Source organism: Pseudomonas sp. Irchel 3F3 (genome assembly GCF_900187545.1).
GTDB lineage: Bacteria > Pseudomonadota > Gammaproteobacteria > Pseudomonadales > Pseudomonadaceae > Aquipseudomonas > Aquipseudomonas fortuita.
Genome location: NZ_FYDS01000004.1, coordinates 287,673 through 307,504 on the forward strand (window position 1 = coordinate 287,673; position 19,832 = coordinate 307,504).

The 19,832-nt window shown below is 62.1% G+C and carries 23 protein-coding genes and 1 tRNA gene; 7 read left to right on the forward strand and 17 right to left on the reverse strand.

Annotated features, from left to right (window positions below; all coding sequences use genetic code 11):
• Window positions 1-2: 2 nt before the first annotated feature.
• On the reverse strand, window positions 3-758 hold the full coding sequence (trmJ, locus tag CKW35_RS10080; protein ID WP_016484969.1) for a tRNA (cytosine(32)/uridine(32)-2'-O)-methyltransferase TrmJ: 756 nt from the start codon (window positions 756-758) through the stop codon (window positions 3-5).
• Window positions 759-909: 151 nt separating this feature from the next.
• On the opposite strand from trmJ, the gene suhB reads away from it, so the two are divergent.
• Window positions 910-1,728 (forward strand): inositol-phosphate phosphatase, encoded by an 819-nt coding sequence (gene suhB / locus CKW35_RS10085; RefSeq protein ID WP_019472646.1) that lies wholly within the window; start codon window positions 910-912, stop codon window positions 1,726-1,728.
• Between the two features lie 169 nt (window positions 1,729-1,897).
• Here suhB and CKW35_RS10090 read toward each other — a convergent pair whose 3' ends face one another.
• From CKW35_RS10090 to queA, 6 genes are all read right to left on the reverse strand, one after another.
• Window positions 1,898-2,440 (reverse strand): glycine zipper 2TM domain-containing protein, encoded by a 543-nt coding sequence (locus tag CKW35_RS10090; protein WP_016501403.1) that lies wholly within the window; start codon window positions 2,438-2,440, stop codon window positions 1,898-1,900.
• Window positions 2,441-2,562: 122 nt separating this feature from the next.
• Complete coding sequence (secF, locus tag CKW35_RS10095; RefSeq protein WP_016484966.1) at window positions 2,563-3,471, reverse strand: protein translocase subunit SecF; 909 nt, start codon at window positions 3,469-3,471, stop codon at window positions 2,563-2,565.
• Between the two features lie 10 nt (window positions 3,472-3,481).
• On the reverse strand, window positions 3,482-5,344 hold the full coding sequence (secD, locus tag CKW35_RS10100; protein WP_016484965.1) for a protein translocase subunit SecD: 1,863 nt from the start codon (window positions 5,342-5,344) through the stop codon (window positions 3,482-3,484).
• 63 nt (window positions 5,345-5,407) lie between these two features.
• Entirely contained in the window at window positions 5,408-5,743 is a 336-nt protein-coding gene (yajC, locus tag CKW35_RS10105) for a preprotein translocase subunit YajC (protein WP_016484964.1), read from the reverse strand.
• Between the two features lie 42 nt (window positions 5,744-5,785).
• Window positions 5,786-6,901 carry a tRNA guanosine(34) transglycosylase Tgt gene (tgt, locus tag CKW35_RS10110; RefSeq protein WP_016501406.1) on the reverse strand — a complete coding sequence of 372 codons (1,116 nt, stop codon included), beginning with the start codon at window positions 6,899-6,901 and terminating at the stop codon, window positions 5,786-5,788.
• A 14-nt stretch (window positions 6,902-6,915) separates the two neighbouring features.
• Window positions 6,916-7,965 (reverse strand): tRNA preQ1(34) S-adenosylmethionine ribosyltransferase-isomerase QueA, encoded by a 1,050-nt coding sequence (queA, locus tag CKW35_RS10115; protein ID WP_016484962.1) that lies wholly within the window; start codon window positions 7,963-7,965, stop codon window positions 6,916-6,918.
• Between the two features lie 107 nt (window positions 7,966-8,072).
• On the opposite strand from queA, the gene CKW35_RS10120 reads away from it, so the two are divergent.
• The 4 genes from CKW35_RS10120 to CKW35_RS10135 all read left to right on the forward strand — a co-directional run bounded on the left by CKW35_RS10120 (window position 8,073) and on the right by CKW35_RS10135 (window position 10,898).
• Window positions 8,073-8,157: transfer RNA gene (locus CKW35_RS10120), tRNA-Leu, on the forward strand.
• A gap of 308 nt (window positions 8,158-8,465) precedes the next feature.
• Window positions 8,466-9,113 (forward strand): trypsin-like peptidase domain-containing protein, encoded by a 648-nt coding sequence (locus CKW35_RS10125; protein ID WP_060517701.1) that lies wholly within the window; start codon window positions 8,466-8,468, stop codon window positions 9,111-9,113.
• A gap of 115 nt (window positions 9,114-9,228) precedes the next feature.
• Window positions 9,229-9,708, forward strand: a complete 480-nt coding sequence (locus tag CKW35_RS10130) for a GNAT family N-acetyltransferase (RefSeq protein ID WP_016484960.1) — start codon at window positions 9,229-9,231, stop codon at window positions 9,706-9,708.
• A gap of 296 nt (window positions 9,709-10,004) precedes the next feature.
• A complete protein-coding gene (locus CKW35_RS10135) occupies window positions 10,005-10,898 on the forward strand; it encodes a bestrophin family protein (protein ID WP_016484959.1) in 894 nt (297 codons plus the stop codon).
• Window positions 10,899-10,914: 16 nt separating this feature from the next.
• Here the strand turns inward: CKW35_RS10135 and phnE are convergent, their stop codons facing one another.
• The 4 genes from phnE to CKW35_RS10155 are packed head-to-tail and all read right to left on the reverse strand — an operon-like array spanning window position 10,915 to window position 14,160.
• Window positions 10,915-11,682: a phosphonate ABC transporter, permease protein PhnE gene (gene phnE / locus CKW35_RS10140; protein ID WP_095115821.1), complete on the reverse strand. Its 768-nt coding sequence runs from the start codon at window positions 11,680-11,682 to the stop codon at window positions 10,915-10,917.
• Window positions 11,679-12,506 carry an ABC transporter permease gene (locus CKW35_RS10145; protein ID WP_060517650.1) on the reverse strand — a complete coding sequence of 276 codons (828 nt, stop codon included), beginning with the start codon at window positions 12,504-12,506 and terminating at the stop codon, window positions 11,679-11,681. The genes phnE and CKW35_RS10145 overlap by 4 nt, the downstream gene beginning before the upstream one ends.
• Complete coding sequence (locus CKW35_RS10150; protein WP_095115823.1) at window positions 12,500-13,309, reverse strand: phosphonate ABC transporter ATP-binding protein; 810 nt, start codon at window positions 13,307-13,309, stop codon at window positions 12,500-12,502. Before CKW35_RS10150 ends, CKW35_RS10145 begins: the two co-directional genes overlap by 7 nt.
• Complete coding sequence (locus tag CKW35_RS10155) at window positions 13,306-14,160, reverse strand: putative selenate ABC transporter substrate-binding protein (RefSeq protein WP_016484955.1); 855 nt, start codon at window positions 14,158-14,160, stop codon at window positions 13,306-13,308. The genes CKW35_RS10150 and CKW35_RS10155 overlap by 4 nt, the downstream gene beginning before the upstream one ends.
• Before the next feature lie 126 nt (window positions 14,161-14,286).
• Between CKW35_RS10155 and selD the strand changes: the two genes are divergently transcribed.
• Complete coding sequence (selD, locus tag CKW35_RS10160; protein WP_016484954.1) at window positions 14,287-15,321, forward strand: selenide, water dikinase SelD; 1,035 nt, start codon at window positions 14,287-14,289, stop codon at window positions 15,319-15,321.
• Window positions 15,321-16,433: a tRNA 2-selenouridine(34) synthase MnmH gene (gene mnmH / locus CKW35_RS10165; protein ID WP_060517653.1), complete on the forward strand. Its 1,113-nt coding sequence runs from the start codon at window positions 15,321-15,323 to the stop codon at window positions 16,431-16,433. Before selD ends, mnmH begins: the two co-directional genes overlap by 1 nt.
• A 123-nt stretch (window positions 16,434-16,556) precedes the next feature.
• Here the strand turns inward: mnmH and CKW35_RS10170 are convergent, their stop codons facing one another.
• The 6 genes from CKW35_RS10170 to CKW35_RS10200 form a co-directional block, all read right to left on the reverse strand.
• On the reverse strand, window positions 16,557-16,943 hold the full coding sequence (locus tag CKW35_RS10170; RefSeq protein WP_016484952.1) for a lysozyme inhibitor LprI family protein: 387 nt from the start codon (window positions 16,941-16,943) through the stop codon (window positions 16,557-16,559).
• 20 nt (window positions 16,944-16,963) lie between these two features.
• Window positions 16,964-17,503 carry a hypothetical protein gene (locus CKW35_RS10175; protein ID WP_095115825.1) on the reverse strand — a complete coding sequence of 180 codons (540 nt, stop codon included), beginning with the start codon at window positions 17,501-17,503 and terminating at the stop codon, window positions 16,964-16,966.
• A 105-nt stretch (window positions 17,504-17,608) separates the two neighbouring features.
• A complete protein-coding gene (locus tag CKW35_RS10180; RefSeq protein WP_016484950.1) occupies window positions 17,609-18,172 on the reverse strand; it encodes a GNAT family N-acetyltransferase in 564 nt (187 codons plus the stop codon).
• 196 nt (window positions 18,173-18,368) lie between these two features.
• Window positions 18,369-18,620 (reverse strand): DUF3077 domain-containing protein, encoded by a 252-nt coding sequence (locus CKW35_RS10185; protein WP_060517655.1) that lies wholly within the window; start codon window positions 18,618-18,620, stop codon window positions 18,369-18,371.
• Window positions 18,617-18,838, reverse strand: a complete 222-nt coding sequence (locus tag CKW35_RS10190; protein ID WP_095115827.1) for a hypothetical protein — start codon at window positions 18,836-18,838, stop codon at window positions 18,617-18,619. Before CKW35_RS10190 ends, CKW35_RS10185 begins: the two co-directional genes overlap by 4 nt.
• A 485-nt stretch (window positions 18,839-19,323) precedes the next feature.
• Window positions 19,324-19,707: a YkgJ family cysteine cluster protein gene (locus tag CKW35_RS10200; RefSeq protein WP_016501425.1), complete on the reverse strand. Its 384-nt coding sequence runs from the start codon at window positions 19,705-19,707 to the stop codon at window positions 19,324-19,326.
• Window positions 19,708-19,832 lie beyond the last annotated feature (125 nt).

A 19,832-nucleotide genomic window follows, 5' to 3' on the forward strand; every position in this document is an offset into this window, starting at 1 on the left:
TGTCAGTCCTTCCGTTTATGCGGCTCGCCCCGGACCACTTTCTGGGTCTCGGTGAGGATGCCGCGCAAAATGCTCATTTCCGAACGCTCGACCGCCACCCGCCCATAAAGCCGGCGCAAGCGCGGCATCAGGTGCTTGGGCTTTTCGGGGTCGAGGAAGCCGATGCCCACCAGGGTTTTCTCCAGGTGGTCGTAGAACAGCTCCATTTCGTCCATCGTCGCCAGCTCGCTGGCGTCAACCTTCTCGACTTTGCCCGGCGCTTCGCCGGCGGCCAGCCAGGCCATGCGCACCTCGTAAGAGAGCACCTGGACAGCGGCCGCAAGGTTCAGCGAGCTGAAGTCGGGGTTGGAGGGAATGTGCACGTGGAAGTGACATCGCTGCAGTTCTTCGTTGGTCAGGCCGGCGTGTTCACGCCCGAACACCAGGGCGATCTCTTCACCACCCTTGGCATGCTCCACCGCCTTGGCCCCGCACTCGCGCGGGCCAATCAACGGCCACGGGATGCTGCGCTCACGGGCGCTGGTCCCCATAACCAGGTTACAGCCGACCAGCGCCTGTTCAAGGCTGTCGACCACCTGGGCGTTATCCAGCACGTCGTCGGCACCCGAGGCGCGGGCACTGGCATCCAGGGCGGGGAATTCTTTCGGCTGTACCAGCACCAGGCGCGACAAGCCCATGTTTTTCATGGCACGCGCAGCGCCGCCGATGTTGCCGGGGTGGCTGGTACTGACCAGAACAACACGAATATTTTGCAGCAAGGTGTTGTGCTCACAGATGCAGGAATCAGGGCATCCGATCTTACAGAACCGACAGACGTAACGCCATGAAAGCAAATGTGACACTTCTGCCGACAAAGTTTTCTGCTAGAATGATCGGCTTTCTTCTTTAACATCTCCAGGTGACCCGCCCATGCAGCCTATGCTGAATATCGCCCTGCGCGCCGCTCGCAGCGCCAGTGAACTGATTTTCCGCTCCATCGAACGCCTGGATAGCATCAAGGTGGACGAGAAAGAGGCTAAGGACTACGTTTCCGAGGTTGATCGTGCCGCCGAGCAGAAGATCGTCGACGCGCTGCGCAAGGCCTACCCGAACCACTCCATCCAGGGTGAAGAGACGGGCATGCACGCGGGCACCGGCGAAGAAGGTAAAGACTACCTGTGGATCATCGACCCACTGGACGGCACCACCAACTTCCTTCGCGGCATTCCCCACTTTGCCGTCAGCATCGCCTGCAAATACCGTGGCCGCCTTGAGCACGCCGTGGTGCTCGACCCCGTACGCCAGGAAGAATTCACCGCCAGCCGCGGCCGTGGCGCCCAGCTCAATGGCCGCCGCCTGCGTGTAAGCTCGCGCACCAGCCTGGAAGGCGCCCTGCTGGGTACCGGCTTCCCGTTCCGTGATGGCCAGATGGCCGACATGGACAACTACCTGGGCATGTTCCGCGCCCTGACTGGCCAGACCGCCGGCATCCGCCGCGCCGGCTCCGCCAGCCTGGACCTGGCCTATGTGGCCGCTGGCCGTTTCGACGCCTTCTGGGAGTCGGGCCTGGCCGAGTGGGACATGGCAGCCGGCGTGCTGCTGATCCAGGAAGCCGGTGGCCTGGTGAGCGACTTCAACGGTGGCCACGACTTCCTCGACAAAGGCCACATCGTTGCAGGCAACATCAAGTGCTTCAAGGCCGTACTGACCGCTATCCAGCCACACCTGCCGGAAAGCATGAAGCGCTAAGCGCGGATTGCCAGAAAGCCAAAAGCACCCCTCGGGGTGCTTTTTTTATACCTGACAGCTTCGCATTGCCTGAGCCGGCCTCTTCGCGGCTAAACCCGCTCCCACAGGGATCGCATTACATGTGTGGGAGCGGGTTTAGCCGCGAAGAGGCCGGCTCAGGCGACACCGATCACTGGGCAGCTTCGCTCAGGATCAACTTGCCATTCTTGTCCAGAGGAATGGTCGCCCCTGGCTCGCGGTCCATCTTCACCTTGCCTACCTGATCACCGATGGAGTAGGTCACGTTGTAACCCACCACCTTCTCGCTGATGTCGTTGACCGTGTTGCAGCGTGTTTGTGTGGTGGTATAGGTGTCACGCTGCTGCATGCCTTCTTGAACCTTGTTACCGGCATAACCACCACCGACCGCACCGGCCACGGTAGCGATCTTCTTGCCGGTGCCGCCGCCAATCTGATTGCCCAGCAAACCACCCGCCAGCGCACCGACCACGGTACCGGCAATCTGGTGCTGGTCCTTGACCGGCGCCTGACGCGTCACGGCCACGTCCTTGCACACTTCACGCGGGGTTTTCACCTGCTGCTTGATCGGCTGCACGTCCGTCACCTGGGCGACTTCGGGGCCTTTGTTCACCAAGCTGTAGGTCGCCACAGCACCTCCGGCAGTTACACCGACAGCACCCAGCACCGCACCCACCAGCATTGATTTGTTCACGTGAACCTCCTGATCGTACCAGCGGGTCTCAACCCGCGCTTCTCCCAGCCTTGGAGCAAAAAAAAAGGCGCGAGTTCAACACTCGCGCCTTTTTGCTCGCCGTACGGCGTAGGGACGGGGCCTTATGGGCGCTCGTCCACACCTTCAGCCTTGACTGGAGGGATCAGGTCTTCGCTGTTCAGGTTCAGCCAGATCAGTACCACGTTGGCGATGTAGATCGACGAGTAGGTACCGGCCATGACACCGATGAACAGGGCCAGCGAGAAGCCGAACAGGTTGTCGCCACCGAAGAACAGCAGCGCGGCAATGGCCAGCAAGGTCGAAACCGACGTGGCGATGGTGCGCAGCAGTGTCTGGGTGGTCGAAACGTTGATGTTCTCGATCAGCGAGGCCTTGCGCATGACGCGGAAGTTCTCACGCACCCGGTCGAACACGACGATGGTGTCGTTCAGCGAGTAGCCGATGATCGCCAGCACCGCCGCCAGCACCGTCAGGTCGAAGGTAATCTGGAAGAACGACAGGATACCCAGGGTAACCACCACGTCGTGGATCAGCGAAACGATCGCACCCACGGCGAACTTCCACTGGAAGCGGAAGGCCAGGTAGATAAGGATGCCGCCCAAGGCCATGAGCATGCCCATGCCGCCCTGGTCGCGCAGCTCTTCACCCACCTGCGGGCCTACGAACTCGACACGCTTGAGGGTAGCCGGGTTGTCGCCGCCGGCCTTCTGCAAGGCAGCGGCCACCTTGTTACCCAGCTGCGGGTCGTCGCCCGGCATACGCACCAGCAGGTCGGTGGTAGCGCCAAAGCTCTGCACCACGGCCTCGTGGAAGCCGGAATCGACCAGCTCGGCACGCACCGCCTTGAGGTCGGCCGGGCGCTCGTAAGTCAGCTCGATCAGCGTACCACCGGTGAAGTCCAGGCCAAAGTTGAGACCCTTCTGCCACCAGCTGAACAGCGCCAGTACGGTGAGGAGCACGGTAATGGCGAACGCAACATTGCGCACGCCCATGAAGTTGATGGTTTTCATCGCAGCTCCCTCAAACCCACAGCTTCTTGATGTCACGCCCGCCGCAGGTCAGGTTGACCATTGCACGGGTCACCATGACGGCGGTGAACATCGAGGTGAAAATCCCGAGGGACATGGTAACCGCAAAGCCTTTGACCGGGCCGGTACCCATGGCGAACAGGATGCCGCCGACCAGCAGGCTGGTCAGGTTGGCGTCGATGATCGCGGTGTAGGCGCGGTTGAAGCCTTCGTGGATGGCGCGCTGTACCGACATGCCGGCTTTCAGCTCTTCGCGGATACGCGAGAAGATCAGCACGTTGGCGTCCACCGCCATACCCATGGTCAACACGATACCGGCAATACCCGGCAGCGTCAGGGTAGCGCCCAGCAGCGACATCAGCGCCAGCAGCAATACCATGTTGCCCGCCAGGGCGATGGTGGCAATGACGCCAAAGCCGCGGTAGATGGCGATGATGAACAGCGAGACGAACAGCATGCCCCACAGCGAAGCATCGATACCCTTGGTGATGTTGTCGGCACCCAGGCTTGGGCCAATGGTACGTTCTTCGGCGAAGTACATCGGCGCGGCCAGACCACCGGCACGCAGCAGCAGGGCCAGCTCGGACGATTCGCCCTGGCCATTCAGGCCAGTAATGCGGAACTGGCTGCCCAGCGGCGACTGGATGGTTGCCAGGCTGATGATCTTCTTCTCTTCCACGAAGCTTTGTACGGCAACGTCTTTCTCGACGCCGTCGACGGTCTGCTTCACATAGCGGGTCACCGGCTTCTGCTCGATGAAGATCACCGCCATGCTGCGGCCAACGTTGCTGCGGGTAGCACGGCTCATCAGCTCGCCACCGTGGCCATCCAGGCGGATGTTCACTTGTGGGCGGCCGTGCTCGTCAAAGCTGGCCTGGGCGTCGGTTACCTGGTCACCGGTGATGATCAGGCCGCGCTCGACCGGGGCAGAACGGCCGCCTTCACGGAATTCGAACACTTCGGTCGTGGCCTTGGACGCACCCGGTTCGGCACCAAAGCGGAACTCCAGGTTGGCGGTTTTACCGAGGATACGCTTGGCTTCGGCAGTGTCCTGCACGCCTGGCAGCTCGACCACGATACGGTTGGCGCCCTGGCGCTGTACCAGCGGCTCAGCCACGCCCAGCTCGTTGACACGGTTGCGGACGGTGGTGAGGTTTTGCTTGATCGAGTATTCGCGGATCTCGGCAACTTTTGCCTGAGTCAGCGCCAGACGCAGCACGGCGAGGTCGTTGCGCTCGGTGGTGGTCAGGTCGAAATCATTGAAATTCTTGCGGATCAGGGCACGGGCCTGTTCGCGGGTTGCATCGTCAGCAAAGCCCAGCATGATGCCGCCATCCTGCTGGGGCAGGCTGCGGTAGCGGACGCGCTCTTTACGCAGCAAGGTCTTGACCTCGCCTTCGTAGACTTTCATGCGGGCCGTCATGGCCTTGTCCATGTCCACTTCCAGCAGGAAGTGCACACCACCGGACAGGTCCAGGCCCAATTTCATCGGGCTCGCACCCAGGTTGCGCAGCCATTGCGGGGTAGTCTGGGCCAGGTTCAGGGCCACGACATAATCATCGCCCAGTGCCTTGCGCACGACATCCTTGGCTGGCAGCTGGTCTTCCTGGTTGGTCAGGCGAATCAGCCCGCTGCCCTTCTCACCCAGGCTCGCGCCCTTGACGGCGATCTTGGCATCGAGCAGCGCCTTGCTGACGCGATCGAGGTCGGCCTGGTTTACCTGCAGCGCCGAACTGGCACCGCTGATCTGCACCGCCGGGTCATCCGGGTAGAGGTTAGGAGCGGAATAAATGAAACCGACCACCAGTACCAGCACGATCAGTGCATATTTCCACAGAGGGTATTTGTTCAGCATCACGCCGCCCGTTCAAGACGCGGGGCGCGTTGCGCGCCCCGACTGGAAAATAAAACCGGTAACTCAGATAGCCTTGAGCGTACCTTTTGGCAGGGTGGCCGCGATGGCGCCCTTCTGGAACTTCAGCTCGACAGTGTCGGAGACTTCCAGCACCACGAAATCATCGGAAACCTTGACGATCTTGCCGGCGATGCCGCCGTTGGTGACAACTTCGTCACCTTTCTGCAAGTTGCCGAGCAGGTTCTTCTGCTCTTTGGCGCGCTTGGCCTGAGGGCGCCAGATCATCAGGTAGAAGATGACCAGGAAACCGACCAGGAAAATCCACTCGAAGCCGGTACCGGCTGGGCCAGCGGCAGGTGCTGCAGCGTCCGCGTATGCGGCGGGGATGAAGAAGCTCATTGGGCACTCCTAATGTAATTTTCTAATAATGGATGCAGACAGTCAGTCCAAAGGCGGTACAGGAAGCCCGCGCTTGGCGTAGAAGGCGTCGACAAAGGCGGCCAATTTACCCTGTTGAATAGCCTCGCGTAAACCGGCCATCAAGCGCTGGTAATGGCGCAAGTTGTGGATGGTATTCAGCATGCTGCTCAGCATTTCGCCGCACTTGTCCAGGTGATGGAGATAGGCACGGGAGAAGTTGGTGCAGGTGTAGCAGTCACAGGTCGGATCCAGCGGCGATTCATCATGGCGATGGAACGCATTGCGGATCTTGATCACCCCTGTATCGACAAACAGATGGCCGTTACGTGCGTTACGCGTAGGCATCACGCAGTCGAACATGTCGACGCCGCGGCGCACACCCTCAACGAGATCTTCCGGTTTGCCTACCCCCATAAGGTAACGAGGTTTGTCAGCAGGCATCATGCCCGGCAGGTAATCCAGCACCTTGATCATTTCGTGCTTGGGTTCGCCCACCGACAGGCCGCCGATGGCCAGGCCGTCGAAGCCGATGTTTTCCAGGCCTTCCAGCGAGCGCATGCGCAAGTCCTGGTACATGCCACCCTGGACGATGCCAAACAGCGCCGCCGTGTTGTCGGCGTGGGCGTTCTTCGAACGCTGGGCCCAGCGCAGCGACAGTTCCATGGAAGTACGTGCCACGTCGTGCTCGGCCGGGTACGGGGTGCACTCGTCGAAGATCATCACCACGTCCGAGCCCAGGTCACGTTGCACCTGCATCGACTCTTCAGGGCCCATGAACACCTTCGAGCCATCGACCGGCGAGGCAAAGGTCACGCCCTCTTCCTTGATCTTGCGCATGGCGCCCAGGCTGAACACCTGGAAGCCACCGGAGTCGGTGAGGATCGGGCCTTTCCACTGCATGAAGTCGTGCAGGCCGTTGTGCTTCTTGATCACCTCGGTGCCCGGGCGCAGCCACAGGTGGAAGGTGTTGCCCAGGATCATCTCGGCGCCAATGGCCTCGATATCGCGTGGCAGCATGCCCTTGACCGTGCCATAGGTGCCCACCGGCATGAACGCCGGGGTTTCCACCGTGCCACGTGGGAAGGTGATGCGACCACGACGGGCCTTGCCGTCGGTAGCCAGCAGTTCGAAGGACATTCGACAGGTGCGACTCATGCTTGATCCTCGGGGCCGCGTGGCGCCGGATTGCGGGTGATGAACATGGCATCACCGTAACTGAAGAAGCGGTACCCGTGCTCGACCGCCGCCGCATAGGCGGCCATGGTCTCGGGGTAACCGGCGAAGGCCGAGACCAGCATCAGCAGCGTGGACTCCGGCAGGTGGAAGTTGGTGACCAGGGCATCGACCACATGGAACGGTCGGCCCGGGTAGATGAAGATGTCGGTGTCGCCGCTGAAGGCCTTGAGCACGCCATCGCGCGCCGCGCTCTCCAGCGAACGCACGCTGGTGGTGCCGACCGCGACCACCCGGCCGCCACGTGCGCGGCAGGCCTCGATGGCATCGACCACATCCTGGCCCACTTCGAGCCATTCTTTGTGCATGTGGTGGTCTTCGATCTTGTCGACCCGCACCGGCTGGAACGTGCCCGCGCCCACGTGCAGGGTAACGAAAGCCCGCTCCACACCTTTGGCAGCAATCTTTTCCAACAGCGCTTCGTCAAAGTGCAGGCCCGCAGTGGGCGCGGCAACCGCACCGGCGCGCTGGGCGTACACGGTCTGGTAGCGCTCACGGTCGGCGCCCTCGTCGGGGCGGTCGATGTAGGGCGGCAGCGGCATATGGCCGACGCGGTCGAGCAGTGGCAGCACCTCTTCGGTGAAGCGCAGCTCGAACAGCGTGTCATGGCGCGCGACCATTTCGGCCTCGCCACCGCCATCAATGAGGATGACTGCGCCTTCTTTCGGCGCCTTGCTGGCACGCACATGGGCCAGCACCCGGTGGCTGTCGAGCACGCGCTCGACCAGCACTTCCAGCTTGCCGCCAGAGGCTTTCTGGCCAAACAAGCGCGCCGGGATCACCCGGGTGTTGTTGAACACCATCAGGTCGCCGGGGCGCAGGTATTCGAGCAGGTCGGGGAATTGCCGGTGCGCCAGCGCGCCGGTCGGCCCATCGAGTACCAGCAGACGGCTGCCATGGCGCTCGGCCAACGGGTGGCGGGCGATCAGGGAATCAGGGAGTTCGAAGGAAAAATCGGCGACGCGCATGATGATGTTCGGTTCGGCAGGGCCGGGAAGTTTAGCCCAATGTGTGAAAATTGACCATGAAAGCCGATTGACCGACTAGCGGCAGCTCTCTATACTGCGCGCCACACGCCCTGATGGCGGAATTGGTAGACGCGGCGGATTCAAAATCCGTTTTCGAAAGGAGTGGGAGTTCGAGTCTCCCTCGGGGCACCAAGATCCGGAAAAAACCGACCTTACTGGTCGGTTTTTTTATGCCCGAATTTTGATCTGATGCAGAGCGTGCGGCTTGCACGGTCACGTCAGGAGCGGCACGAAATAATTGACGGCACCCTAATGACTCCGGGGCCTGTAGCCATGTCTGCATTCTATTGGCCGCAGTCGGGATTAATACTTAAGCTGTCATTCGTCGGATATATGCCGAAAGCATTGCTGGCGTAATGGCACTTAGCCATAGTTGCGCTCCCATTTCTCCACGCCCTGTGTGACCCATGAAAACAATCGCGCCCTGCATGGCGGCAATGATGCTGCTCAGTGGGTGCAATGGAGTGCCAACGTCGTACGTTTCAGACCCCGTCTACAGCCAGGCTTTCGTGGTCACCTCGGGTGCGCCGCTGCCGATGTTGCTGATGGCCAGTGCCATCCAGTGGAACGAGGATTACGCAGTAACCGCCAAACACACCCCCTTCCTGCGCAACGTGGTCCACGAGGGCCTCGGCGATGTGGTGTTCTTCAAGCACAAGGCCAGCAGCGTGCCGCGCTGGCGCCAGTACGTGCCTGGGGAAGCGGTGACGGCGGTAGGTTTCAACAGCTTTATGATGCCGATGCAGGGTAAGGGCCATGCCTTGCCGTCATTGGTACGCCTTGAAGGCACGCCTGGCAGTGTCTTCTACTCGGTGCATGACGGCCCGATCACCAAGGGCATGTCGGGCGGGCCCGTGTTTGCGGATGACGGCACGGTAGTGGGCATCAACGTCGCCATCATTCCCACCAGCGAGATTGACGCCGGCAAGCGTCCCGACCTGGCCGGCAAGGACCGTATCAGTGTGTTCATGTCGTTCAGCGAAATCGACAAGGAATGGCGGCGCTATCAATACCTGCTGGCGCACAAGACAAAGCCCCAGGCACCGGCTTCGGTCAAAGGCTATGTGGCGGTGGCCGCCAAGCCTTGAGTTGACTGGCGGCTCGCATCTGCGGCTGCAAAGGGGCTTATGATGCAAGGCTGATGGCCTCTTCGCGGGTTCACCCGCGAAAAGGCCCGATCCGCCAGCGCAAGAGGGACCTGCCATGCACCTGACCCACCGCCCCATCCACCCTGACGACATCCTCGTCATCTGCAACTTCCCGCAGGGCCCGGACGAACTGTTCTACATGTTCCCCAAAGCCACCTATCCCTTCACCCCTGCCCAGCTGAGCGACGCCATAGCCCAACGCAGCGGCTCCACGGTGGTGGAAGGCAACGGTACTGTCCTGGCCTTTGCCAACTTCTACAAAGCCGAACACGGCGGCGCGTGTGCCCTTGGCAATGTGGTCGTGGCCCCTGCCGCCCGCGGCCATGGCGTAGCGCGTTACCTGGTAACCACCATGATCGACCTCGCCCGCCAGCATTACAGCGCTCGGGAGGTGTGGGTGTCATGCTTCAATCACAACACCGCGGGCCTGCTGCTTTATCCACAGCTGGGCTTCACACCGTTCGGCATCGAGGAGCGGCAGGCGTGGGACGGCACGCGGGTAGCGTTGGTGCAGATGAAGCAAATACTGACTTAACCGAGCTGGATCAGCGGGCCATTGCATGTGGCTGAACGAGAAGGTCCACCCCCAGGGCACGAATGACCCTCAAGACAGTGTCAAAACGACGTATTCTTATGGATACACCCATTCAAGGATTGAAGCGACCTACCCTGTCGTTTTTCCGCTGAATCAGGAATTCAGGCAAATCCTCTAACTTGGTCAGACTTTTCTCTTCACGTCAGCTTCTAAATCCCTTGCAACATTCGGCACGCGAACCTTCGCCCCCCCCTCGACGTCCCATCCTCCATCACCCACGCCTTGAGGTTACCCGCGTGAAAGACATCATCACCCGCAAGTACCGCCTGGTCGTGAAGACCATCGGCTACATCGGCTGGTCGCTGTTCTGGCTGCTGATCTGGGATGTGCTGGTCACCATCGACTTCATGCTGTTTCTCAACAGCAAGTTCACTCTACCGCTTATCCCGCTGACCCTACTGGGCTCGGCGCTGGTGGTGCTGGTGAGTTTTCGCAACAGCAGCGCCTACAACCGCTGGTGGGAGGCACGCACGTTGTGGGGGGCGCTGGTGAACGGTTCGCGCAGCTTCGCCCGGCAGACGCTGACCCTGATCGACGACCCGGATGATGGCCTGAACCCGGTCAAGGCTACCCTGCTGCGCCGCCATATCGCCTACGTGAACTGCCTGGCGGCGCACTTGAAGGGGGAACGCTGCCCCGAGGAGCTGATGGCATTCATCCCGCCCGCAGAGTTCGAACGCCGCAACCGTTCAAACAACTTCGCCAATGACATTCTCGGCGGCTCGGCGGCCTTGCTGGCGCGAGAATACAAAGCCGGGCGGCTGGACAGCATTCGCCTGGCCCGGCTGGAGTCGACCCTGGTGGACCTGTCCAACGCCCAGGGTGGCATGGAGCGCATTGCCAACACACCGTTGCCCTACCCTTACGTGTATTTCCCGCGGCTGTTCATTACTTTGTTCTGCCTGATCGTGCCGGTGGGGCTGGTGGAGTCGCTGGGCTGGTTCACACCGCTGGCATCGACGGTGGTGGGGTTCATGCTGCTGGCTATCGAGCGGATCGGCACGGATTTGCAGAGCCCGTTCCGTTTCAGTGAGCACCAGATCCAGATGGATACCATTTGCGAGACGATCGAACGTAATCTGGAGTCGATGCAGCGGGAAGCGCAGTGTGCCGAGGCAGTGGATGCGTGAGGGATTTTGCTAGGTGTCAGGCCCGTACATAACGCTGGCGCACCACGTCGCTCAACACATCCACCAGCAACACCAGCACCAGCATCCCGATGATCACCGTGCTGGCCTGGGCCTCCTGGAACAGGCTCAAGGTGGTGTACAGCATCTGCCCCAAGCCACCCGCCCCGACAAACCCCAGCACACTGGCCATACGGATGTTGTTTTCCCAGCGATACAAGCTGTAGGCCAGCAACTGCGGCCACAGGTTAGGCAAGGTGCCAAAACAGAACGCCGCCACCTGGCTGCCGCCCTGCAGGCGGATAGCCGCTGCCGGCTCCGGTGGTGCGTTCTCCAGCGCCTCGGCAAACAAGCGCCCCAGGACGCCAGCGGTATGCAGCGCCAGGGCCAGGGTGCCCGCATTGGGACCGAGGCCTGCCGCCAGCACTGTCAACGCCGCCCACACCAGTTCCGGGATGGCCCGCAGGGCGTTCAGCAACAGCCGCGCCGCGCCTTGTAACGGCCAGCCGAAACGCCCCGCCGCCGGCAGCGCCAGCAGTATCCCAAGCACCATTGCCAACAAAGTCCCCAGGCCTGACATGGCCAGTGTCTCCAGTGCCCCACGCCAGACCGCCTCAAGGTGCCCGGCAGACACATCTGGCTGCAGGAAACGCCCGGCATATTCGCCCATCTGCCCCAACCCGCCGTTGCCGACCAAGGCGCGCAAGTCCAGTTCCAGGAAGGCGAACGAGGCCACTACCGCCACCGCGATGGCGCCAAGCAGCAGCAGGTTGATGGCGCGGTTCATGCCAGCCTCCAGCGCAGCAAGCGGCTGAGCAGGTCGGCCAGCATCACCAGCAGCAAGAACGTCAGCAGCATGCTCGCCACTTGCGCACCATCGAACATACGCATCGACAGGTCGATCTGTTGGCCCAGCCCGCCCGCCCCGACAAAGCCCATCACCACCGACGCCCGTACCGCACACTCCCAGCGGTACACGGTGTAAGACACCACTTCCGATGCAGCATTGGGCAGGATGCCGTAGAGAAACGCCGCCAGCCGGCCACTGCCCGCCTGCAACAAGGCATGCGCAGGGCGCTGGTCGACCGACTCGAAGATTTCGGCGTAGACCTTGCCAAGCATGCCGCTGTAGGTAATGGCGATCGCCAGTACGCCCGCCGTCGGCCCCAGCCCCACGGCGCGCACAAACAGCAGCGCCCAGACGATCTCTGGCACGCTACGCAGGAAAATCAGAAGCCCGCGCACCGGCAGGCGCAGCAGCCGCGACCAGAAGCCGGCCCGCCCGCCGCGTGAAGCGGCACGCAAAGACAACGCACGGCTGGCCAGCAAACCCGCCGGAATAGCCAACACCAACGCCAGCGCCATACCGGCAGTCGCCACGGCCAAGGTCTGCAAAGTGGCCTCATACAGTAGCGCAAGAAAATCGGCATCATGTGCCGGAGGCCAGAAGGCGCCAGTGAAACTGGCTATCTGCTGCCGGTTCTCGGCCTGCAGCAGTACCCACGGGTTCAACTCGCTCAAGCGGATGCCAGGCCACAGCACGGCCACTGCCAGCAAGGCCAGCAGCAACCGCGGCAGCAGGGCCGGGTCGCGGGTATCGGCCTTCAGCACCGCGGTATCTGCACGGTCAGGGTCGGCCCCTGGGTTGGCGGCGAAACGAGTTGTTCGTTGGCGTATAGCGCTTCCAGCAATTGCTCGGTAACGGCCTGGGCCGGGCAGTCGAACACCACCTGCCCTTCGCGGATACCGATTACCCGCGGAAAATGTGCCAGCGCCAGCTCAACGGCATGCAGGCTCGCCACCAGCGTCACGCCGTTGGCCTGGGCATGGCGGTTGAGCAAGGCCAGGCTGTGGTCGGCCAGTACCGGGTCCATGGCCGATACCGGTTCATCGGTCAGCAGCACCTGCGGTCGCTGGTACAGCGCCCGGGCAATGCCCACGCGCTGCAACTGGCCACCGGACAATTGCCCACACTGCACGAACAGTTTGTCGGCCAGCCCCAGCTCCGCCAAAACCTGGCGCACGCCCGGCACATCGCCGGGGTATAGCAGGTTGAGCAAACCGCGCATCACCCCCCACTGCCCCAGGCGGCCGGCCAGTACCGCTGTCACCACCCGCTGGCGTGGTGGCAAGGGCGGCGCCTGATGCACCAGGCCAACCCGCGCCCGCAGGCGCTGGCGTGCCCGGGCCGACAACGCCCAAGGCTGCTCGGCGAGCAGTTCCAGGCGCCCGCCGCTGGGCTGGATGGCCGTGGCCATCAGGTGCAGCAAGCTGGACTTGCCCGCCCCCGACGGCCCGATGATGGCAACCCGCTCGCCCTGCTCAATGCGCAGGCTCACCGCGTCAAGCGCGCGGACCTGGCCATGGCGCAGGCTGGCACCGTGCAGATGGATGGCTACATTCGAAGCGGTCACTTGAGCAGGCCGGCCTCACGTGCAGCTTGCTCGGTGCCCAGGTAGTTCTCAGGCTTGGTTTCGATGAAGCGGCTGGCGGCCTGCAAGTCCAGAATCGCCTTGTGCTCCGGGTTGGCCGGGTCGAGTTCAAGGAAGGCTTTCTTGATCTTGTCCTTCAACGCAGGGTCCATGTTGCCGCGCACGGTCCAGTTGTAGTCGAAGTAGGTCGGGGTGGTGGCGAACACCTTCACCTTGCTGGTATCCACCTTGCCGGCATCCACCAGCTTTTGCCACACACTGGCGTTGAGCACGCCACCATCTACCTTGCCAGCCTGTACCCAAGCCACGGTGGCGTCATGGGCCCCCGAGTAGGCCACGCGGCTGAAGTACGCTTCAGGCTTGATGTTGTCCTGCTTGAGCATGAAGTAGCGTGGCATCAGGCTGCCCGACGTGGACGAAATGGAACCGAAGGCAAACGACTTGCCCTTGAGGTCGGCCAGGCTCTTCACGTCGGGGTTGGCAGTAATGAACTTGGAGGTGAACTGCGCGTCCTGCTCACGCTGCACCAGCGGCGTGGCGGACGGGTCCTTCAGGTGAACCTGCACAAAGGTGAAGCCACCCAGCCAAGCCAGGTCCAGGCGGTCGGCGGCCAGCGACTCGACCACCGCCGGGTAATCGGCCACCGGTACGAACTTCACTTCCATGCCCAGCTGCTTGGCCAGGTATTCACCCAATGGCTTGAACTTGCGCTGCAGTTCGGTAGGCGCTTCGTCGGGAATGGCGCTGACCCGCAGGGTTTCAGCGGCCTGAGCGGCAACGGCACAGCAAGACAGCACGAGACCGGCGGCGAGCGCCAGGGGGCGTTTGAGCATGGGTATTCTCCGGTTCAATAGCGGGGAAATGCCGACAAATCCGCCGACAACGTGAATTATAAGAGGCAAGGGCCCAAAGGCCAGCTTTGCTACAATCGCGCGACAATTTGACCTGCTGAGGTACACATGAGCGAGCCGATTCGCCTGACCCAGTACAGCCATGGTGCCGGCTGTGGCTGCAAGATCTCCCCCAAGGTGCTGGACGTGATTCTCGCCGAAAGCGGCACCCAGGCCCTGGACCCGAAACTGTGGGTCGGCAACGCGTCGCGCGACGATGCCGCAGTGTACGCGCTCGACGATGAGCGCGGCGTGGTCTCGACAACCGACTTTTTCATGCCCATCGTCGATGACCCCTACGACTTCGGCCGCATCGCCGCCACCAACGCCATCAGCGACATCTACGCCATGGGCGGCGACCCGCTGATGGCCATCGCCATCCTCGGCTGGCCAGTCAACGTACTGCCACCGGAAGTGGCACGGGAAGTGATACGTGGCGGCCGTGCCGTGTGCGCCGAAGCCGGCATCCCGCTGGCTGGCGGCCACTCCATCGACGCGCCTGAGCCAATCTTCGGCCTGGCCGTCACCGGTGTGGTCAGCAAGCGCCACCTCAAGCGCAACGACACCGCCACTGCCGGCTGCCAGCTGTACCTGACCAAGCCACTGGGCATCGGCATCCTCACCACTGCCGAGAAAAAGGCCAAGCTGCGCGAACAAGACCAGGGCCTGGCCCGCGACTGGATGTGCACCCTCAACACCCCCGGCAGCCGCTTCGGCAAGCTCGACGGGGTCATGGCCATGACCGACGTGACCGGTTTCGGCCTGCTCGGCCACCTGGTCGAGCTGGCCGAAGGCAGCGGCCTTACCGCGCACCTGGACTACGCCGCTGTACCACGCCTGCCCAGTGTCGACCACTACCTGGCGGAGGGCTGCATCCCCGGTGGAACCCTGCGCAACTACGACAGCTACGGGCACAAGATCGGCACCCTCACTGATGACCAGAAGCACCTGCTGTGCGACCCGCAGACCAGCGGTGGCCTCCTGGTGGCCGTTACCCCGGAGGGTGAAGCCGGGTTCCTCACCGTGGCGGCCGAACTGGGCCTGCAACTGTCGCCAATCGGCAAGCTGGTCGAGCGACAGAGCCACGCGGTCGAGGTGATCTGATGCGCCCCGACTGCACCGACTTCCGTCAGCTGTTCCTCGACGATGTGCCGATGATGGACATGCGCGCCCCCGTGGAATTCGCCAAAGGCGCCTTCCCGGGCGTGGTCAACCTGCCATTGATGAACGACCAGGAGCGGCAGAAGGTCGGCACCTGCTTCAAACAGCAGGGCCAGGCCGCCGCCATCGCCCTTGGCCACCAGTTGGTCAGCGGCACCACCAAACAGGCTCGGATGGATGCCTGGGTGGCGTTCACCCAGGCCAACCCGCAAGGTTACCTGTACTGCTTCCGGGGCGGCCTGCGTTCGCAGATCGTGCAAGGCTGGCTACGCGATGAGGCGGGTATCCAGTACCCGCGTGTCAAAGGGGGCTACAAGGCCATGCGCACCTTCCTGCTGGAAACCACTCAGCAGGCTGTAGCGCAATGCGATTTCGTGCTGGTAGGTGGCCTGACCGGTACCGGCAAGACCGATGTGCTGCACCAGCTGGACAACGTGCTCGACCTGGAAGGCCATGCCAACCATCGCGGTTCCAGCTTCGGCAAACGCGCCACTGCACAACCGGCACAGATCGATTTCGAAAACCAGCTGGCCATCGATGTGCTTAAAAAGCGCGCCCGCGGCTGCGAGCAGTTCGTGCTGGAAGATGAAGGCCGCATTGTCGGCAGCTGCACGGTGCCGCTGGAGTTGTACCAGGGCATGCAGCAATACCCGCTGGTGTGGCTGGAAGACAGCTTCGCCAACCGCGTGGAGCGCATCTTGCGCGACTATGTGGTCAACCTGAGTGCCGAGTTTATCGCCGTGCATGGCGAAGAGGATGGCCGCCGGTTGTTTGCCGAGCGCATGCTGCAAAGCATGGCCAACATCTACAAGCGCTTGGGTGGGGAGCGCTATCAGCGGCTTTCGGAGATCCTGCGCCTCGCCCTTGAAGAGCAACAGCGCAGCGGCGCAGTGGACCTGCACCGGGGCTGGATCGAAGGCTTGCTGAACGAGTATTACGACCCGATGTATGCCTACCAGCGTGCTGCCAAGGCAGAGCGTATCGAGTTTGCCGGGGATGCGGTGGAAGTGCGCGAATACCTCAAAGCTCGGGTGCTGCGCGAACCGCGCAAGTAAAAGCGGGGCCGCTTCGCGCCCCATCGCCGGCAAGCCAGCTCCCACAGGTTGAGTGCCATCTTCTGCCTGTGAGCTTTACCTGTGGGAGCTGGCTTGCCGGCGATGAGGCCGGTACAGGCATCGTCATTGCCCCGGGCTGAGCACCCGTTCCAGCTCTGCCGCCCGGTCGCGGGTCATGTCCATCATGCATGACCCTCCCTCCAGCTGCGCCATGGTCCCGCCACTGGCCTGCACATGGAACTGACAATTGCCATCGCGGTAGGCAAGCCATTTACGCTGCACATCCCGCAGGCTTTTCTGCTGCCCGGCATCCAGCTTGCCCATCAACTGCTTGTACACCCGGTTCAGGCGCTGGTCCTGCACGTGCGTCTCGGCCTGGATGCACTGGCTCATGGCCACGGTGCTGGAGGCCTTGTCCATGCACTGGCCGTAGGCCGGCGTGTAATCGTCCGCCACGGCCAGCGGCAAAATGCCGGCCAGTGCCAGGCCTGTCAGGCAATGCTTGATCATGCAAACCCTCCTTGCGGGTATCAAAACGACTGCGGCTGTTCCGGCGGCATCAGTACCTTGCCTGGCTGGAAGCGCAACGATGGCATCTGCGTTGCCGAATAAAGCGCCACGCCCAGCGCCGCAATCAACGCCACATCCAGCCAGTTCCAGCCCGGCATGTCGTCGGCGCTACGTGCCTTCCAGCAATGCCAGGCCTGCCCCAGGCAAAACACCCCAATGGCCGCCAGCCATAGATAAAAGCCAGCACCGAAACCGGTCAGGTCGTGGAACTCATAGCTCTGGTTGTCCGGAAGGCGGGTGATGCCGAAACTGCTGGCCGCCAGGTACGCCGCCACCAACCCGGCCAGCAATGCCAGGCGGCGGAACCGTCGATGGGCAAGAATGGCCAGGGCCAGCAGCGGGTTGGCAAACCATTGGTACAAGCCGAACGGCATACCCCATGGCCCGTACAGCAACATTTGCAGGGCCGGCATGTGGCGATCGCCACTCATCAGCGCGCCATCGAAAAACAGGGCGAGCAGATACAGCAGCAGGCTGATGCTAAGGTAGAAAACGGGCAAGGGGCACACCTGGAGGAAACGGGACAGCCTACGACCTTAACCCAGGCCCTGCCCCGCTTCCAGACCCTGGATGGTTGCCGCACGGAGACACCATGCGGCGCAAGACTATGCAACGGGTGGCTCAAGCAACAAGCCATAGATACCCGAGTCAGACAATTCACCGGCCACACACCAGCGTGCCCGCAGGGTGCCCTCCAGCACGAAGCCCTGGCGCTCGAGTGTGCGCGCCGAGCCTTGGTTGCGGGGGTCGATTTCGCCTTCCAGGCGGCGCAGGTGCAGGGTGTGAGCGAGGTAATCGATGAAGCAGGTCAATGCTTCGTCCATGTAGCCCCTGCCCTGCACGGCACTGGCCAGGCAGTAGCCGATTTCGCCGCGGCGGGACACATCGTCGATGTTGAACAGCTGCACCATGCCGATGAGCTCACCATTGTCACGGCGATACATGCCGAGCTTGAGCTGGTCGCCATTGGCATAGGCTTCGCGGTCGGCGGCCAGGGCGCTTTCGGCTTCGGCCAGGTCTTGCCAGGGTGCATGGTGCCAATAACGCATGACCTCGGGGTCGGCCATGATCGCCAGCCATTGCGCGGCATCGGCATGGCGCATGGGGCGCAATTGCAGACGCGGGCTGTCGAGGCAGAGGTCACTGGGGAAACTGCGGGGTGGGGTCACGCCGGATCTCCTGTCCATTGCTGGGGAGATGACAGTTTAACGTCAAGTGCAGGGTTCAGGCAGCCCGGGGCTGCTTTGCAGCCCATCGCTGGCAAGCCAGGCTCCCACAGGTTCACCACAGGCCCGGAGCCTTGCACGCACCCTGTGGGAGCCTGGCTTGCCGGCGATGGAGCCGCAAAGCGGCTCCAAAAATCGCTCAGGCGCCTCGGTTCAAGCCCATTTCCATGTCATTGATCAGCGCCTTGGCCATGGCACTGAGAATCCGCGCTGCGCTGCCGGCGATCTTGTCGCCCTCCATCTCGGCTTCCTCGTTCAGGTGCTTGATGCAGCCGATCAGTACCGACAATTCATCGAATGCCAGATCAAGCGGTACACCTGGTTCAACCCGGTACAGCTCAAGGAATTTTTCCACGCCTGCGGTGGTGCGGGATTTGAGGTGGTTGGTCATGCCTTTGCCTCCAGCGCTTTCATATGGGCTAGCAGGGCATGCAGCTGGCTGGTCTGGGCCGACATGGCTTCGAGCAGTGAAGCACGCAAAATCGGCGCTTCGGCGTCGAGATACTGGATGATGATGCTGGAGAGGGTGTCCATTACCTGGGTGGCCTGGGACTTGGCGGCTTGGTAGGTCAGGTCTGTAACGGGTGGATCAGGGACAAGTTTCTTCATAGTCACCTCGAAATATTTTCAGAAGCAACCACTCGCATCCTTCTCACAGATAAGGTGGCAGCCGTACGCGAGGTGAGAAGACCGTGTTACGAGGTATTCACGGCCAGACCGAAGTCTGCACGCGCACGGCTGCCATAACTGGCAAGCCCTCTCGAAACGACGGGCTTCTCACACCCGGTCGCCGATTTTGTATGGCGACGCTGGAACGTTATCTCTGAGGTAGGTACTTGCCTATCAGACGGCATCCGACTGAGGTCGTAGGATAATTCCCAATCCCTGGCAACCTGAAGCATTTGGTTTCAGGTTCAGAATTTTCTTACAGCTGATGGCTAGCGCGATCCCTGTGGGAGCGGCCTTGTGCCGCGAAAGGGCCGCACAGCGGCCCCTAGGTATCAGCGGCGCTGCGGGAATTGCCGGGGCTGCTGTGCAGCCCTTTCGCGGCACAAGGCCGCTCCCACATTGACCGCGTCAGGCTGATCAATACTTCAGGCCACCTCAGCCCCATCATCCGGCCAATGCGGCTCGTTGGCGCCTGGCGGCGTCAGTGGTGGCAGCCCATACGCCGCCCGCGCATCGTCGCAGCTGGGGTTGTGCACCCCACCCTCCCACGATGCTTCGAACTCGCGGCAAGGGCTGGAGCGGTTGGCGTAAATGGTACAAGCAACTTCCTTACCGATCTCGCCTTCAAGGCTGACGCAACGGCAGGGCTTGGCATCGGTGCCGATCATGGCAACGCGGGTGGGGTTGATCTGTACCACCAGATCGTCCGGCACAACGCCCCCGGCAGACTGGCATTCGCCCCAGAAGAAGGACACACGGAAGTACCCGCAGCAGGCGCCGCAGTCAAGGCAAGGGTTATATTCAGACATGATGCCACGGAGGGAAGGTTGTTGTTATCGGGGCTGGCCCGCCGCGCCATTTTCAATCGAACCGAGGGCGGCTGGATAGAGGGCACATGCAAAAAATTTTGCCACTGATCCGGCCGCCTGCTTCA